The organism is Streptomyces sp. SID13031 (assembly GCF_010548305.1).
In the GTDB taxonomy this organism is placed as follows: domain Bacteria; phylum Actinomycetota; class Actinomycetes; order Propionibacteriales; family Kribbellaceae; genus Kribbella.
Genome location: NZ_JAAGLV010000014.1, coordinates 115,379 through 130,257, shown reverse-complemented (window position 1 = coordinate 130,257; position 14,879 = coordinate 115,379). Strand labels below are relative to the sequence as shown.

14 protein-coding genes are annotated in these 14,879 nt (G+C 67.8%); 7 read left to right on the top strand and 7 right to left on the bottom strand.

The window, feature by feature from the left end; genetic code table 11:
• Positions 1 to 185: 185 nt before the first annotated feature.
• From G3I17_RS41740 to G3I17_RS26605, 4 genes are all read left to right on the top strand, one after another.
• On the top strand, positions 186 to 1,349 hold the full coding sequence (locus G3I17_RS41740; RefSeq protein WP_203590778.1) for a lytic transglycosylase domain-containing protein: 1,164 nt from the start codon (positions 186 to 188) through the stop codon (positions 1,347 to 1,349).
• Between the two features lie 188 nt (positions 1,350 to 1,537).
• Positions 1,538 to 2,632 (top strand): amidohydrolase family protein, encoded by a 1,095-nt coding sequence (locus G3I17_RS26615; protein WP_164600330.1) that lies wholly within the window; start codon positions 1,538 to 1,540, stop codon positions 2,630 to 2,632.
• Positions 2,633 to 2,828: 196 nt separating this feature from the next.
• Complete coding sequence (locus G3I17_RS26610; RefSeq protein WP_164600329.1) at positions 2,829 to 4,232, top strand: N-acetylmuramoyl-L-alanine amidase; 1,404 nt, start codon at positions 2,829 to 2,831, stop codon at positions 4,230 to 4,232.
• A 210-nt stretch (positions 4,233 to 4,442) separates the two neighbouring features.
• Positions 4,443 to 5,582: a S1 family peptidase gene (locus tag G3I17_RS26605; protein ID WP_164600328.1), complete on the top strand. Its 1,140-nt coding sequence runs from the start codon at positions 4,443 to 4,445 to the stop codon at positions 5,580 to 5,582.
• Positions 5,583 to 5,633: 51 nt separating this feature from the next.
• On the opposite strand, the gene G3I17_RS26600 is transcribed toward G3I17_RS26605, so the two are convergent.
• The 3 genes from G3I17_RS26600 to G3I17_RS26590 form a co-directional block, all read right to left on the bottom strand.
• A complete protein-coding gene (locus G3I17_RS26600) occupies positions 5,634 to 6,380 on the bottom strand; it encodes a M23 family metallopeptidase (RefSeq protein WP_239062950.1) in 747 nt (248 codons plus the stop codon).
• Between the two features lie 184 nt (positions 6,381 to 6,564).
• Positions 6,565 to 7,929, bottom strand: coding sequence for a flotillin family protein (locus tag G3I17_RS26595; protein ID WP_164600327.1), 1,365 nt, complete (start codon positions 7,927 to 7,929; stop codon positions 6,565 to 6,567).
• 39 nt (positions 7,930 to 7,968) lie between these two features.
• On the bottom strand, positions 7,969 to 8,163 hold the full coding sequence (locus G3I17_RS26590; protein ID WP_164600326.1) for a hypothetical protein: 195 nt from the start codon (positions 8,161 to 8,163) through the stop codon (positions 7,969 to 7,971).
• A 140-nt stretch (positions 8,164 to 8,303) separates the two neighbouring features.
• Here G3I17_RS26590 and G3I17_RS26585 point away from each other — a divergent pair, with 140 nt between their 5' ends.
• From G3I17_RS26585 to G3I17_RS26575, 3 genes are read left to right on the top strand one after another with little or no spacing between them, the layout of a single operon-like run.
• A complete protein-coding gene (locus tag G3I17_RS26585; RefSeq protein WP_164600325.1) occupies positions 8,304 to 8,687 on the top strand; it encodes a hypothetical protein in 384 nt (127 codons plus the stop codon).
• Position 8,688: 1 nt separating this feature from the next.
• Entirely contained in the window at positions 8,689 to 10,617 is a 1,929-nt protein-coding gene (locus tag G3I17_RS26580) for a caspase family protein (protein ID WP_164600324.1), read from the top strand.
• Positions 10,618 to 10,641: 24 nt separating this feature from the next.
• Positions 10,642 to 10,860 (top strand): hypothetical protein, encoded by a 219-nt coding sequence (locus tag G3I17_RS26575; RefSeq protein ID WP_164600323.1) that lies wholly within the window; start codon positions 10,642 to 10,644, stop codon positions 10,858 to 10,860.
• Here G3I17_RS26575 and G3I17_RS26570 read toward each other — a convergent pair.
• The 4 genes from G3I17_RS26570 to G3I17_RS26555 are packed head-to-tail and all read right to left on the bottom strand — an operon-like array spanning position 10,847 to position 14,871.
• Positions 10,847 to 11,644, bottom strand: coding sequence for a carbohydrate ABC transporter permease (locus tag G3I17_RS26570; RefSeq protein WP_203590806.1), 798 nt, complete (start codon positions 11,642 to 11,644; stop codon positions 10,847 to 10,849). The genes G3I17_RS26575 and G3I17_RS26570 overlap by 14 nt on opposite strands.
• Before the next feature lie 29 nt (positions 11,645 to 11,673).
• Positions 11,674 to 12,606 carry a sugar ABC transporter permease gene (locus G3I17_RS26565; protein ID WP_164600322.1) on the bottom strand — a complete coding sequence of 311 codons (933 nt, stop codon included), beginning with the start codon at positions 12,604 to 12,606 and terminating at the stop codon, positions 11,674 to 11,676.
• Positions 12,603 to 13,889 (bottom strand): extracellular solute-binding protein, encoded by a 1,287-nt coding sequence (locus G3I17_RS26560; protein ID WP_164600321.1) that lies wholly within the window; start codon positions 13,887 to 13,889, stop codon positions 12,603 to 12,605. The genes G3I17_RS26565 and G3I17_RS26560 overlap by 4 nt, the downstream gene beginning before the upstream one ends.
• Before the next feature lie 4 nt (positions 13,890 to 13,893).
• Entirely contained in the window at positions 13,894 to 14,871 is a 978-nt protein-coding gene (locus G3I17_RS26555) for a PfkB family carbohydrate kinase (protein WP_164600320.1), read from the bottom strand.
• Positions 14,872 to 14,879 lie beyond the last annotated feature (8 nt).

Below are 14,879 nucleotides of genomic sequence, written 5' to 3'. Positions count from 1 at the left end.
AGGGACCGTTCGGCGCAAATCCTGGACCGTTGGGCTATCGGCTCAGGTAACTTTCCGTCGTAACTCGGTAACTTTCTGGCGTATGGGTCGTTGGGGGAACTATGCGCCTAACCCGTAGTGGAAACCGTCGGGTCAAAATAATCATCGCTTCACTGTGCACGGCCCCCCTGCTGGTAGGGGCGATCGTGACAGTCGCCTCGGGGGGTGCCGGTGCCTCCGGCCAGCTCGCGGCGGACAGCCCGGTCGCCCCTTCGCCTGGGGCCGGACTGAACAGCGGTGAATTCGACGAACTGACGATGATCGTGCCCCAGCGTCCAGGAGTGGACGGCCGGATCGGATCCGACAAGCCCGCCCGAGCCGACGTGCCCGTGCAGGGTGCCACCGACGGCCGCTCCGTGGTCCGGCCGGGGCGTCCCGGTGCCGTGAACGGAATCCCTCGCGGTGTCTTCCCCGCCTATCGCCGCGCCACCGCGAATCTCGCCGTGGTCCGCCCCAACTGTGGGCTCACCTGGCCGTTGCTGGCCGGGATCGGCAAGGTCGAGTCCGACCACGCCTCCGGCGGCAAGGTCGACGTGGCCGGCACCACCCGCGGCAAGCTCCTCGGCCCGGTCCTGAACGGCCGTCGCGGTATCGGCCGGATCAAGGACTCCGACAAGGGCCGGTACGACGCCGACCTGGTCTGGGACCGCGCCGTCGGCCCGATGCAGATCGTCCCGGGCGTCTGGAACGAGTTCGGCGCCGACGGGAACGGCGACGGCTTCCGCAACCCGAACAACGTGTACGACGCCGTCACCACAGTTGCCGTCTACCTGTGCTCCGAGGGCGACGACCTGAAGCGCCCGCGCGACCTGGTCGCCTCCCTCCTGCGGTACCAGCACTCCAAGGACTTCGTCGCCACCGTCCTGCGCTGGATGCGCGTCTACAGCAAGAGCGCGGTCCTGGTGCCGAACCTCACCGGCAAACTGGCCACGCCCAAGACGACCGGCAACGTCGAGACCAACGTGGACCCGCGCGAGGTTCCCGAGGTGCCGGACGACCCGACCACGGTGCCGCCGACGACGACGAAGCCGAGCGTGCCCGGGTCGACCACGCGGCCGCCGTCGATCCCGGACCCGATCGCGACGCCGACCGGCAAGCCGACGCGCCCGACGCACCCGCCGACCGGCAAGCCGACGACGACGCCGACGGACGACCCGACGCCGACCCCGACGCCCACGCCGACCGATACGCCGACCCCCACGCCCACCCCGACCGAGACGCCGACCCCGACCGAGACCCCGTCCGGGTCACCCTGCGCCGCCGAGACGAACCCCACTCCCTGCACCGAGGGCAGCGGCTCGCACGGCTGACGCACTAGTGGTGTGTCGCTCCAAAAACTCGGCACTGGCGGCGCCCAGGCGGGCACCTCGCCGCGTTGGAGGAAAGGGCACGATGGAAAAACATCGAGCCCTTCCCTCCGCCTTGCGATGCACCCACCTGGACACCGCCAGCACTCGAGTTTTTGAAGCGACACACCACTAGCCGCTACGGTCGCCCTATGACGACCGACTCCGGTGTACTACGCCTCGCCGGCACGGTTCTGCCGGCCGGTGAGCAGCAGGAGCTTCACCTCAGTGGCGGGCTGGTCGTCGACCGGCCCGCCACTGCTGACGTCACCACGGTCAGTACGGGCGGGTGGATCGTGCCCGGCCTGGTGGACGCGCACTGTCACATCGGCCTGGACCAGCACGGCGCGGTCGACCGGGACGTCCAGGAGCAGCAGGCGATCGTGGACCGTGACGCTGGCGCGCTGCTGGTCCGCGACGCCGGCTCGGCCGCCGACACCCGCTGGATCGACGAGCGGGAAGACCTGCCCAAGATCATCCGGGCCGGCCGGCACATCGCCCGCTCCAAGCGCTACATCCGCGACTACGGCTGGGAGATCGAGCCGGAGGAGCTGGTCGCGTACGTCGAGCAGGAGGCCCGCCGCGGCGACGGCTGGGTCAAGCTGGTGGGGGACTGGATCGACCGCGACGCCGGCGACCTGACCCCATGCTGGCCGCTGGACGCACTCACGGCGGCGATCACCAGAGCCCACGAGCTCGGTGCCCGGGTCACCGCGCATGTCTTCGGCGAGCACGCCCTGCCCGACCTGCTGACCGCCGGCATCGACTGCATCGAGCACGGCACCGGCCTGCTCCCCGAGATGCTCGACGACATGGCCGGCCGTGGCGTCGCCGTCGTACCGACGATCATCCAGCTCGAGAACTTCCCCCAGTACGCCGATCAGGCCGCCGGCAAGTTTCCCGTGTACGCCGACCACATGCGTGATCTCTACACGCGACGGCTCGACACGCTGCGCTCGGCCTTCGAGGCCGGAGTACCGGTTTTTGCGGGGACGGATGCGGGTGGAGTCCTCGGGCACGGCCTGGTCGCTGAGGAGATCCAGGCTCTCACCGCCATCGGCATGTCTGGCGAACAGGCCCTCGCCGCTGGCTCCTGGGCCGCCCGCAGCTGGCTCGGCGCTCCCGCCGACCTGGCACTGGGCAACCCGGCCGACCTCGTCGTTTACGCCGAGGACCCGCGCGCCAATCCGGCCGTCCTCAGCCACCCCGAATGCATCGTCCTGCGTGGCCGCGTCTACCGGCCCTGACCCCGCGAAGATGGCAGGATCGCGGCGGAACAGCTGAGTGATCGAACAATTTCACCCTGTGACGGGAAATATTCACGTAACCACTGGTCTCGGCGGAAGATATTGCCCTACCGTGAGTCGCACCCGCCGACGCCCCTCGGTGGGACGGTCGCCGCGGGAGGCGCGGCGGACGTCGCAAGGGAAGGAACGAACCCCCATGGGTAAGACCGCCCGAGTGCCCAGAATGACCGCGCTGCTCGCCGCAGCTGCCGCCGGAGCGATCGCGCTGAGCGGCGCGCTCCCAAGCACTGCCGCGCCGGCGCCCGAACCGCCCCAATCCGGCGCCCAGACCGGCTCGGCCGTGCCGGGAGACCTGAACCAGGCCTTCCAGACCGCCGCCGTCACGTACGACGTACCGCGTGAGGTGCTGGTCGGTATCGGTTACGCCGAATCGCATCTCGACGGCCACAATGGCCAGCCCAGCCAGGACAACGGCTATGGCCTGATGCACCTGGCGAGCAACCCGCAGAACCCGACGATGTCCGAGGCGATCAAGCTGACCGGCCTGCCGGTCGAGACGCTCGCCAAGGACTCGGCAGCGAACATCACCGGCGCCGCCGCCGTCCTCGCCTCGTACGCCGACCAGGCCGGTCTGACCGGTGACGCCCGCAAGGACGTCGCCAAGTGGTACACGGTCGTCGCGCAGTACTCGCACTCCGCCGACGCCCCGACCGGCCGGCTCTACACCGATGAGGTCTACCGGATCATCGGTGCGGGGGTCGGTTCCGCCGGCGTCCAGCTCGCCCCGAAGGCGGTGACCCCGGATCGCGGCGCCTACGTCAAGGTGGCCCCGCTCGGCAGCAAGAGCGCGTCGTCGGTCCTGGCGGTCGACTACCCCGGCGCCATCTGGAACGCGGCCTGCACCTGCAACTACCGAGTCGGCCGGACCAAGGCCATCAGCACCATCGTCATCCACGTCACCCAGGGCTCGTACGCCGGAACGATCAGCTGGTTCAAGAACTCCGCGGCCCAGGTGAGCGCGCATTACGTGATCCGGTCCAGCGACGGACAGGTCACCCAGATGGTGGCCGAGAAGGACACCGCCTGGCATGTCGGTTCCGAGAACCCGTACACGGTCGGCATCGAGCACGAGGGCTTCGTGGACCAGCCGTCCTGGTTCACCGACGCCATGTACCGCTCGTCGGCGGCAGTGACCAAGAACATCGCCGAGCGGCGAGGTATCCCGAAGGACCGGGCTCACATCAAGGGTCACTCCGAGCTGCCGAACCAGACCCACACGGACCCCGGCCCGAACTGGAACTGGACCTACTACATGCAGCTGGTCAACGGCGGCAACCCGAACCCGCCGACGTACAACTTCACCACCTACGGCAGTGGCGTCCGCGTCCGTAGCGCGCCGCTGCTGACCGCCTCGATCGTCACCACCCTGCCCGGCCCGACACAGGTCTTCGTCACCTGCCAGAAGCAGGGCGACATGGTCAACGCCGAAGGCACCTCCAACAACTGGTGGGCCAAGCTGCGTGACCAGGGCGGCTACATGTCCAACATCTACATCGCGGACCCGAACCCGAAGCTCCCCGGCGTCCCGGTCTGCCCGTAGCGCCGACGGTCCGGGGTCTGCCGAGGCAGGCCCCGGACCGTTCTGGACTCTGACCGCTTTCGGACAGCTCCGGGCGGGGATAGCGGTTGCCGGTTTTGCGCAAGGTGACAACGTCGGCATCAGCTCTTGACGGTTCGTGTCCGTCACGCCACTCTCGGTTTCGAGAGCGCTCTCACCGCACCGAACCGCCCCTAGGTGAGGAGAGTCCAGATGAAGGTTCTGATTACTGCCGTGCTCGTTGCGAGCGCGGTGGCCGTCCCGACCCAGGCCACGGCTGCAACACCCGACCAGCCCGGCCAGCAACTCGCGGTACCGCGGCAGGTGACTGCCATGCAGACTGACTTCGGTCTGACTGCGCAGCAGGCCAAGGAACGGCTCAAGGTCGAAACCGCTGCGACCAAGCTCGTCCCGCTCGCGCAGCGCGCAGCAGGAGCTGCCTTCGGTGGCACCTGGTACGACGCCACGAAGCAACGGCTGGTCGTCGGCGTGACCAGCGCGGCCGTTGCGGACGCAGTACGGGCTACGGGCGCCGACGTGACCGTAGTACCGGCGACTGCCAAGCAGCTCGACCAGCGCAAGGCTGCTGTCGACAAGCTGGCCGGGAAGGCTGTGCCGGCCGCAGTAACTGGCTGGTCCGTCGATGCTCGCACAGGCAGCGTCGTCGTGAATGTCCAAGCAGGTAAGCATTCCCAGGCCGTCGACGCCTTCGTCGCCAAGGTGTCCAAGGCCGGCGCGGTAACGGTCCGGGAGGTCGTGGCCCAGGCGCCGCGGACCTTCGCCGCCGGCACGGTCGGGGGAGACCCCTACTACACCGGCAACGTCCGCTGCTCGATCGGCTTCTCCGTCCACGGCGGATACGTCTCGGCCGGGCACTGCTCTCCTGGCGTAGGTGCCAGGACACGGGGCTGGGACGGTTCGAACCAGGGCTTCTTCCGGGGCGCGTCCTTCCCCGGTAACGACTACTCCTGGGTGCAGATCGACAGTGGCTGGTGGACCGTACCGGTAGTGCTCGGCTGGGGCCAGGTCAGCGACGCGCTGGTCCGCGGTTCCTGGGAAGCTCCGATCGGTACGTCGGTCTGCCGCAGCGGCTCGACAACCCACTGGCACTGCGGCACCGTCACGGGCAAGAACGAGACCGTGAACTACGGCAACGGCCAGCTGTTCTACGGCGCCACCAAGACCAACGTGTGCGCCGAGGGCGGCGACTCGGGTGGCTCCTTCATCACCGGCGACCAGGCCCAGGGCGTGACCTCTGGCGGCTGGGGCAACTGCAGCAGCGGCGGTGAGACCTGGTTCCAGCCGGTCAACGAGATCCTGGGCACCTACGGGCTCACTCTGCACACCGCATGACACAAAGCCGGGCCCACCCTCACGGGTGGGCCCGGCTCTCGTCGGTTCAGCTCAACAGGTTGGAACGCCTGGTAGTACAGCGTTCGGATCGTCGATGTAGATGTTGCTGATGAAACCGGCCGGACTGGCGAGCTTGGCCCACCAGTTGTTGGTGTAGCCCTCAGCGGTCACGGTGTCGCCCTGCTTCTGGCAGAGCACCCGTACGGGGGTAGGTCCGCCCAGGGTGGCTACCACCGTGGAGTTCAAGTAGGCGTCGGAGCGGACGCGCACACCGGAACCCCAGGTGTTGAAGGGCTTCCCGGGCTGGCTGCCGCAGCCGTTGTCGCTGGTCAGGTAGTACTGGTTGTACGAACCCGGGTAGGCGAGTCCGGAGCCGTTGATGACGATGTTCTGACCGACACCGTTGTACAGCTGCTCGTAGTGGATGTGCGGGCCGCTGGAGTTGCCGGTGCTCCCGGTTACGCCGATCTGCTGGCCCTGGGAGACCTGGGCGCCTTCGGCAACGGAGTACGAGGAGAGGTGGAAGTAGTAGGTCTTCCAGCCGCCGCCGTGCTCGACGGCGATGTAGTTGCCTGCTCCGCTCGGCTGGGAGAACCGGTGCGCGGTACCGGCGGCAGAGGCCAGGACGGGAGTCCCGTTGGTGGTACCGCCGTCGGCGCGGACGAAGTCGAGGGCGCGGCGGACCTCGGCCGAGTGGTGGCTGTAGGTCCAGCGTTGACCACAGGGGTACGGGGCCTTGAAGTTCGGTGCGGCCATTGCCTCGGTCGGCACCGCCACCAACGTGGCGGCACCGACCAGAAGCGAGGCCAGAACAGCGAGCAGTCTTCTGAGGGGCACGGTGATCAGTCCTTCGGGGCGACCTGTCACAGATGGTGAGATCCGTGAAGCTGGGAGTGATGTGCCACTCAAGCTAGCGCAGGTTTCGTGACTTAGGAACTGATCATTCAGGTGAATCGTTAGTGATTAACCTGTGGTCGAAAGGCTACTTCTGGGCGTCAGGCCGGGGATTCTCGTCCGGGACCGCCGCGAGCGCCGGCGGCTTGCCGTTGCTGGACAGCGACTCGATCAGCTGCTTGGCGAGCGCGAAGCCCGAGCCGCCCATCGTGATCGTCTTGACCAGGGTGTCCTCGATGCCCTGGGCACCGTTCAGCACGACCATGTTGCCGACCTTCTCGAACGAGCTCGCCGCGGCGCGGACGATCTCCGGGTAGGCCTCGGCCAGCTGCTGGGCGACGACGGCGTCGGTGTTCGTGGCCAGCGCCTCGCCGCGTGCCTTGATACCGGCGGCCTCGGCCATCGCCTTGGCCTCGATGGCGAGCGCCTCGGCCTTACCGTTCAGCTCGGTCGCCTTCGCCTCCGCCTCACCGCGCAGGGTGACCTCGCGGGCGTTCGCCTCGGCCGAGGCGATCTGCGCGTCGCGGGCCGCGTTGGCCAGCGTGCGCTGCTTGTACGCCTCGGCGTCGGCCGGCTTCAGTACCGAGGACTCCAGCTGCTTCTCGGCCAGCGATGCGTTCAGCTTCGCGGTCTCCGTCTCGGCGACGACGACCTGCTGGCGGGCCAGCGCCTCGGCCAGCGGGCCGGACTGCGACGCCTTCGAGTTCGCCTGGTCGACCTCGGCTTGGTATCCGGCGCGGGCGATCGAGCTCTGCCGTACTGCGGCCGCCTTGGCCGCCTCGGCGACCTGCTCGCGCTCGGTGGCTTCACGATCCCGCTCGGCCCAGGCGATCCGGGCCGCTGCCTCGACGGCGGCGGCCTGCGGACGGCCGAGGTTCTTGATGTAGCCGGACTCGTCGTCGATCTCCTGGATCTGCAGCGAGTCGACCACCAGGCCGAGCTTCTCCATGTCGCCGGCCAGCGAGCCACGGATGTTCGTGGTCAGCGTCTCCCGGTCGTGCAGCATCTCCTCGACCGTGGTCGAACCGACGATCGCGCGCAGGTGACCCGCGAACAGCTCGTGGATCGTGCTCATCACCTGCTCGTCGCTCTGCTCCAGGAACCGCCGGGCCGCGTTCGCGATCGAGCCGTAGTCGTCACCGACCTTGTACGCCGTGACGCCCTTGATGTGCAGCGGGATGCCCTGGCTCGAGACGCAGGTGACCGTCAGCGGCGTCGCCCGGATGTCGAGCGGCAGCCGGCGAACCGTCTGGAAGCCCGGCAGGACGGCGGTACCGCGGCCGACGACGATCTTGAAACCGAGCGTCTCGTTGATCTGTTCCTGGCTCGAGTGCGCGCCGAGACCGGAGATGATCAGCGCCTCGTTCGGCTCCGCCACCCGCCAGACCATCCGGAACAGGAGCAGAAGGACCACCAGCGCAGCGGCGCCGGTGATCAGGTACGTCCAGGGCATTTCCCCTCCAGGACTGCGTTGAATTCAAATACGTAAGTTTCAGATGGCGCGAGCGACGTAGACCGTGCGCGGTGGGTCGAACTCGACCACCACCACCGGAGTACCGACCTCGATCATCTCGTCGGCCGCGGGGTAAGCGTAGAAGGCTTCGGTGGCACCGCGGACCGGCAGCATCACCTCGCCGACGATTCCCGGTGCGACCCGCCCGATCACGCGTCCTCGCTTGCCAACCATGACGCTCCTCCGACGTATCCCCTGCACCAAACGGTTCCCGCAGCCTAGTGTCCCTCGCCCATAGAGCCCGTCACGCCTTGTGGTGGGGCGTGCGCTGGAGGATGGTTGAGGTGTCGGCCTGGGGGATATGGGGAGGGACGATGGGGGCTGAGGTACGGGTTGGGGTCGTCGAGGACGGGGCGGACGAGGCCCGGTTGGAGGAGCTGGCGTTGCTTTTGCGCCAGGACCTGCTGACCCTCGACGTCCGATCGGTCGAGCCGGTACGCGACGGCGACGCGCCGCCTGGGACGAGAGGTGGGCTCGCCGCGATCGCCGGCCTGCTGAGTATCTCGCTGGCTCCGGGGTTGCAGGTGGTCGGCGCGGTAGTGGCCGTAGTACGGGACTGGCTGCGTCGGTCGGGTGGTGGGCACACGGTCAAGCTGTCGATCGATGGCGACACGATCGAGCTGACCGGGGCGAGTGACGAGGTCCAGCAACGGCTTGTGGACGCGTGGGTGCGCAAGCATTCGGGGACGGACGGATGAGATGGACGGGTCTCGATTCGCTCTGGTGATAGCCAACGCGGAGTACACCGATCCGGGGTTGAGCCGGCTGATGGCGCCGGCTCGCGATGCGGCGGCGCTGGCCGACGTACTGGGTGATCCGGAGGTCGGCGGGTTCGACGTACGGGTGTTGCAGAACGAGTCGGCGCAGGCGATCCGGTTCGCCGTCGAGGACTTCTTCTCGGATCGATCGCCGGAAGACCTGCTGTTGCTGCATTTCTCCTGCCATGGGCTGAAGAACGCGGCCGGCGAACTGTTCCTGGCCGTCGCGGACACCAAGCCGACGCGGCTGGCGTCGACGGCGGTGGCCGCGGACTTCGTCAATCGGCAGATGGCGGACAGCCGCGCGCAACGGATCGCGTTGTTCCTCGACTGTTGCTACGGCGGCGCGTTTCCGCGCGGGCTGGTCGTGCGCGCGGCGGGGGAGGCGCAGGTGCGCGACGCCTTCGCCGGCCAGGATGGAGTCGGTGGCGGACGCGGCCGGGTGGTCGTCACTGCTTCGAGCGCGATGGAGTACGCGTTCGAGGGCGGGCAGTTGGCCTCCGGTACGCCGAAGCCGTCCGTGTTCACCAGCGCGGTGGTGGACGGCCTGATGTCCGGCGATGCGGACAAGGATGGCGACGGTTGGGTAGGCCTCACCGAACTCGTCGGCTACGTGACGGACCAGGTCCACCGGGTCACGCCGAACCAGAACCCGCAGATGTGGACCTTCGGCTCCCAAGGCGAACTCCTGATCGCGCGCTCCCACCGGATCACCCCGACGGCGTTGGCCCCCGAGCTACTCGAAGCCATGGCAAGCCCGTTGTCAGCGGCCCGCTTCGGCGTGGTCGACTACCTCCGCGAACGCCTCGCGAGCGATGACCTGGGCCTCGCCTTCGCCGCCTACCAAGCCCTCACCCAGATGACCAACGACGACAGCCGCAAAGTCTCCGAAGCCGCCACCCGGGCGCTGACGAGTGCCCCACCTGCCCTGCAAGACCTGGTACCTGACCCAGCCGCCCCAGTTGCGTCCAAGCCGATTGCACCCGAGCCGGCAGCGCCCGAGCCCGTCGCCGCTCCTGTGATAACACCACAACCTTCGTCTGAGGCCGAGCAGCGCTTTGAGGAGCGTAAGCAGAAACTGGTGGCCGAGGTGCGTGCCGAGCGTGCGCAGCAGCTCGCGGCCTTTGACAAACCGGCGCCCGTGCCTTGGTGGGTGGTGGCAGTCCTGGTTGTGGGGGCTGTGCTTCTGGTGATCGTCAACTGGCCTGGGGCTGTTGATTCCCGGCGGATCTGGTCGGACGACTCGAATACCGGGTGGCGGGTCTACCGGAGTTGGGACGACCCGGAGATCCTTGCGTCGGTCGGCTTGCTGGCCGCGAGTCTGGCGGCGCGGTGGGTGCCGGTCGCGCTGGGGATCGCGCTGGGTTGCGCCCTGTCGGTCGGGGAGGATGCCTTCTTGTTCCTCGCCGGCGGGCTCGCCGCGGAGGAGACGGCCGAGTGGCTCGTCGCCGGCTTCATCGCTCTCATCCTGGCGGTGGCCATCCTCGTCACCCTCAAGCCACAGCCGCGGCCGTGGCCGGTCCGGGCGTCCGCCTTCGCGTTGATCGTTGCCGGTGGCATCGTGTTGTTGCTGGGGACGACGATCCAGCACAGCGACGGCATCTCCTTCTCCACCGTCACCAAGCTCGCCCTGCTGGAGCCGTTGGCCGTCGTCGCGCTCGGCTGGCTCGCCATTGCCGCGGTCGAGGCGCGCACCAGGACCTGGTTCACCGCCACCGCCGTCACCTACGCCGCCATCAGCATGATCGCCGCAGTACCGTCACTGACCGATGGCGCCTCAGCCGCAGACTTCCTCGCCGGCATCCTCGGCAACCTGCTCATCGTCGCCGGCGTCCTGGTCAGTCGCCGGCTACCGCCTCTACCGACGTAGAGGTCAACCTGTCACACTCCACCCATGAACGACCTGCCGCAGTTGATCAGGACGGAACGCCTGGCGCGGCTGGCCGGAGTACAACTGGTTGCCGACGACTACGACTGGTCGTACGGGCAGGGACCCGAGGTGCACGCGGCCGGCGATGCGGTACTGCGAATCCTCAACGGCCGAGGAGTAGGCAGCGGCGAGCTGACCGGGGAGGGTGCCGATCGGCTCGCCGCCAGACTCACCCGCGGATAGCGCCCTCGGTCGCGCCCTTGATGAACTGGCGGGCGAAGATGGTGAAGACGATGATCAACGGGATCATCGCCATCAGCGCACCCGTCATCACCATGCTGTAGTCGACCCCGTGGCTGCGGTTCAGCGACGACAGCGCCACCTGCAACGTCAGGTGATCGGGGTTGGTCAGCACGATCAACGGCCAGAAGTAGTCGTTCCACGAGGCCACGAAGGTGAAGATGCCGAGGAACGCCAGCGCCGGCCGCGCCGACGGCAGCGCCACGTGCCGGTAGACGCCGAGGAAGCCGCAACCGTCCAGCGTCGCCGCCTCCACCAACTCGTCATGGATCGAGTTCTGGAAGTACTGCCGCAACCAGAAGATCCCGAACGCGTTCGCCGACGCCGGGATGATCAGCGCCTTCAGCGACCCGACCCAGCCGAACGCCGCCATCGTCTGGAACTGCGGTACCGCGCCCAGCTGGGCCGGCAGCAGCATCGTCGCCAGCAGGATCACGAACAACGCGTTCCGCCCGGGGAACCGGAACTTCGCGAAGGTGAACGCGGCCAGCGAGTCGAAGAAGAGCACCAGCAGAGTGGTCGACACCGCCACGATCAGCGTGTTCGCCATCGACTGGAAGAACGCCACGTTCTCCAATACCGCGTGGATGTTGTCGTCGAGTTGCGACCCGAAGGTGAACTTCGGCGGGTACCGGTAGATGTCCGACGTCGTGTTGGTCGCCATCACGAGCGTCCAGTAGAACGGGAACAGGCACAGCAACCCGGTGACCGCCAGCACCACGTGCATGATCAGCCCGGGCCACCTCACGCGCGCCTTCACTGCCGGCCCCTTCCGCCGAGGAGCTTCCAGTTGATCGCGGTGAAGAGCAGCACGAGCATGAAGATGCTCAGCGCGATCGCGCCGGCGTACCCGTAGTCGTTGTTGAAGAACGCCTGGTTGTAGAAGTACATGACGACCGTCATGCCGCTTTGCCCGGTACCACCGTTGTTGCCGACCATGACTTGTGGCTCGGTAAAGGTCTGCAACCCGCCGATCGTCGACATGATCACCGTGAACAGCACCACCGGGCGAAGCTGTGGCAACGTGATCGAGAAGAACGTCCGGAACGGCCCGGCCCCGTCGACCTTGGCGGCCTCGTACTGCTCGGTCGGGATCGCCTGCAACCCGGCCAGATAGATGATCGTGTTGTAGCCGGCCCACTGCCACACGATCATCGTGGAGATCGCGATCTTGATCCCCCACGGCTGTCGGAGCCAGTCCTCGGTCGGCAGCCCGAGCGCGCGCAGACCGGAGTTGATCAGCCCGAAGTTGGTGCTGAAGATGGCGGCGAAGAAGATCGCCGCCGCCACCAGTGAGGTGATGTTCGGGATGAAGTACGCGATCCGGTAGATGCCCTTGAACCGAACGGCCGAGTGCAGCATCACCGCCAGCGCCATCGCGATCACCAACGTCGGCACGGTCGACATCACGAACAGGATGACCGTGTTCCACAAGGACAGCCAGAACGTGCTGTCCTCGATCAGGAAGCCGAAGTTCTGCAACCCGACCATCTTGCGCGGCCCGAGCCCGTCCCACTTCTGGAACGCGAGCAGGATCGTCGACGCCACCGGGTAGAGCCCGAAGACGAGGAAGATCAGGTAGAACGGCGACAGGGCCAGGTAGAAGCGCCAGTACGACGCGATGCCGCGCCGGCGCCGCGGTTTCGCAGTACGGGCCGGTCTGCTGGGGGCTGTCGCGGTCAGGGTCACTGCACGCCCTGACGCTTGCCGATCTGCTTCGCCTTCGAGACGGCCTCCGCCCAGGCGGCGTCCGACGTCTTCTTGCCCGCCTGGACGAGCTTGATGCCGTCGGTGAACGGGGTGGCGACCGCGCTGTCGAGGGGCGCCTCATAGGCGATCGGGATCGCCTTCGCCGCCGGCCCGAAGACGTCGATCGGCACCTGGCCGCCGAAGAACGGGTCGGCCGCCTTCAGCTGCGGCTTGTCGTAGGCGGCCGGCGCGGACGGGAAGATCTGCGCGTCGGCGAACGCCTTGGCCTGGTTGTCAGCGCTGAGCATGTACTTGATCACCTCGAGCGCGGCGGCCGGGTCGGCGGCGTTCTTGGTGATGGTCAGGAACGAGCCGCCGAAGTTCGCCGGGCCGCTCGGCGTCGCCGCGACCCGCCACTTGCCGACGCTCGTCTTGCAGGCCGCCTTGATGTCCAGCGCGACCCAGGCCGCGCCAGTGACGGTGGGCACCGTGCCCTGGTCGAGGCCGGCGTTCCAGTCTGGCGAACCGCCCAGCGTCTTGCCGTCGACCTTCAGCGTGACTGCCTTTACCGCGGTGTCCCAGGCCTTGCGGATGTGGTCCTGGTCGCCGATGAACTTGTTGTCCTTGTCGATGTAGCGCGCCGTGCCCTGGTTGACGATCGTGCCGTACAGGTCGGCGGCGTCGGCGACGATCGGCGCCTTCGGGTTGGCCTTCCGCAGCTCCACCCCGGCGGCCAGGAAGTCGTCCCAGGTCTTCAGTTGCTCGGCCACCTTGGCGGGATCACCCGGGAGCCCGGCAGCGGTGAAGATGTCCTCGCGGTAGAACAGCGCGGTCGGGCCGATGTCGATCGGGATCCCGATCACCTTGCCGTCCAGCGTGGTGGCCTGCTTGACCTTCCACTCCAGGTAGTCGCCCAGGAACGAGTCGGCGCCGATCGTCTTGAGATCGATGAACCGGTTGGCCTGCGGCAGCAGCGAGGCGATGTCCTCACCCTTGACGCCGGTGATGTCGGGGATCGACGTACCGCCGTTGAAAGTGGTGAGCAGCTTCTGCTTGAAGTCGCCGCCGACCTCGGAGTACTTGATGTGCTGGTCGGGGAAGTGCGCGATCGTGTCGTCCAGGACGGACTTGCCCAGGCCGCCCGGCCAGCACCACAGGGCGATGTTGCCGGTCGCGTTCTTCTTCGTCGATCCCGTGTCCATACTCGACGAGCAGCCGACGACCGTTCCGCCGAGCAGGGCGGCGAAGCCTCCGGCGAGCACCGTCCGACGTGAGAGCTCCATGGTTCTACCTTCCTGACTGGTCGCGCGGGGGAGCGCTTCCGGAGTGTGCGCTGATCAGCGCGGCAAGGGATTGGTCTTCTGGATGCTGCCGGTGCCATTCGGCGAGGTCGGCCCAGTGCGGAGCCGCGTCGGCACCACCCAGCCGGGTCACGGACAGAGCTGCGGTCAATGCGGCGAACCGCACGCGCTCGATGAGCGGCAGCTCCCACAACGTCGCAGCGATGAACCCGGCGGCGAACACATCACCCGCCCCGGTGGTGTCCGCCGCCGAGACCTGTACGGCCGGTACTACGACCCGCTCGCCGGAGCCCGCGTCGAGCGCGAGTGCTCCGTTGGCGCCGTCGGAGACGACTACCAGGGGTACCTTCTCGGCCAACCGCTCGAGCGCCTCGGCCGGCGTACTCGTGCGGGTGTAGCTCATCGCCTCGCCGGCGTTCGGCAGGAACACGTCGCAGTGCTCCAGCTGGTCCAGTACTGCGGAGTCCCACTGCTCGGTGGGGTCCCAGCCGACGTCGGCGAAGACCACGCTGCCGGCCGCGCGGGCCTTGGCGAGCCACTCGTTCGGCCAGGGACCGAGGTGAGCGGCGACGGCCCGGGTGGCCGGCAGCGTGGTGAGGAGCTCGTCGGCTGACAGTGGGGGAGGGGTGCCCCTGGTGACCAGTGCCCGGTCGTTGTCATAGGCAAGAGCCACCGTGAGGGGGGTCTGCCAGCCGTCGAGCTTGCGGGAGAGAGTCAGATCGATGCCTTCGCCCTGCGTCAGCCGGTCCCACAGCCGGTCGCCGAGGTCGTCGGCGCCGAAGGTCGCGGCCATTCCGGTGCGCAGCCCGAGCCGGGCCAGTGCAACGGCGAAGTTGGCGATCCCGCCCGGGCTCTCGGCGGAGCCGTCCGCCCAGACCTCGGTGCCAGGGCGGGGTGCGGAGGGCAGCCCGAGGACGAGGTCCTGGAAGACCAGGCCGGACACGACTACATCCAGCTCACTCATCGTCGACA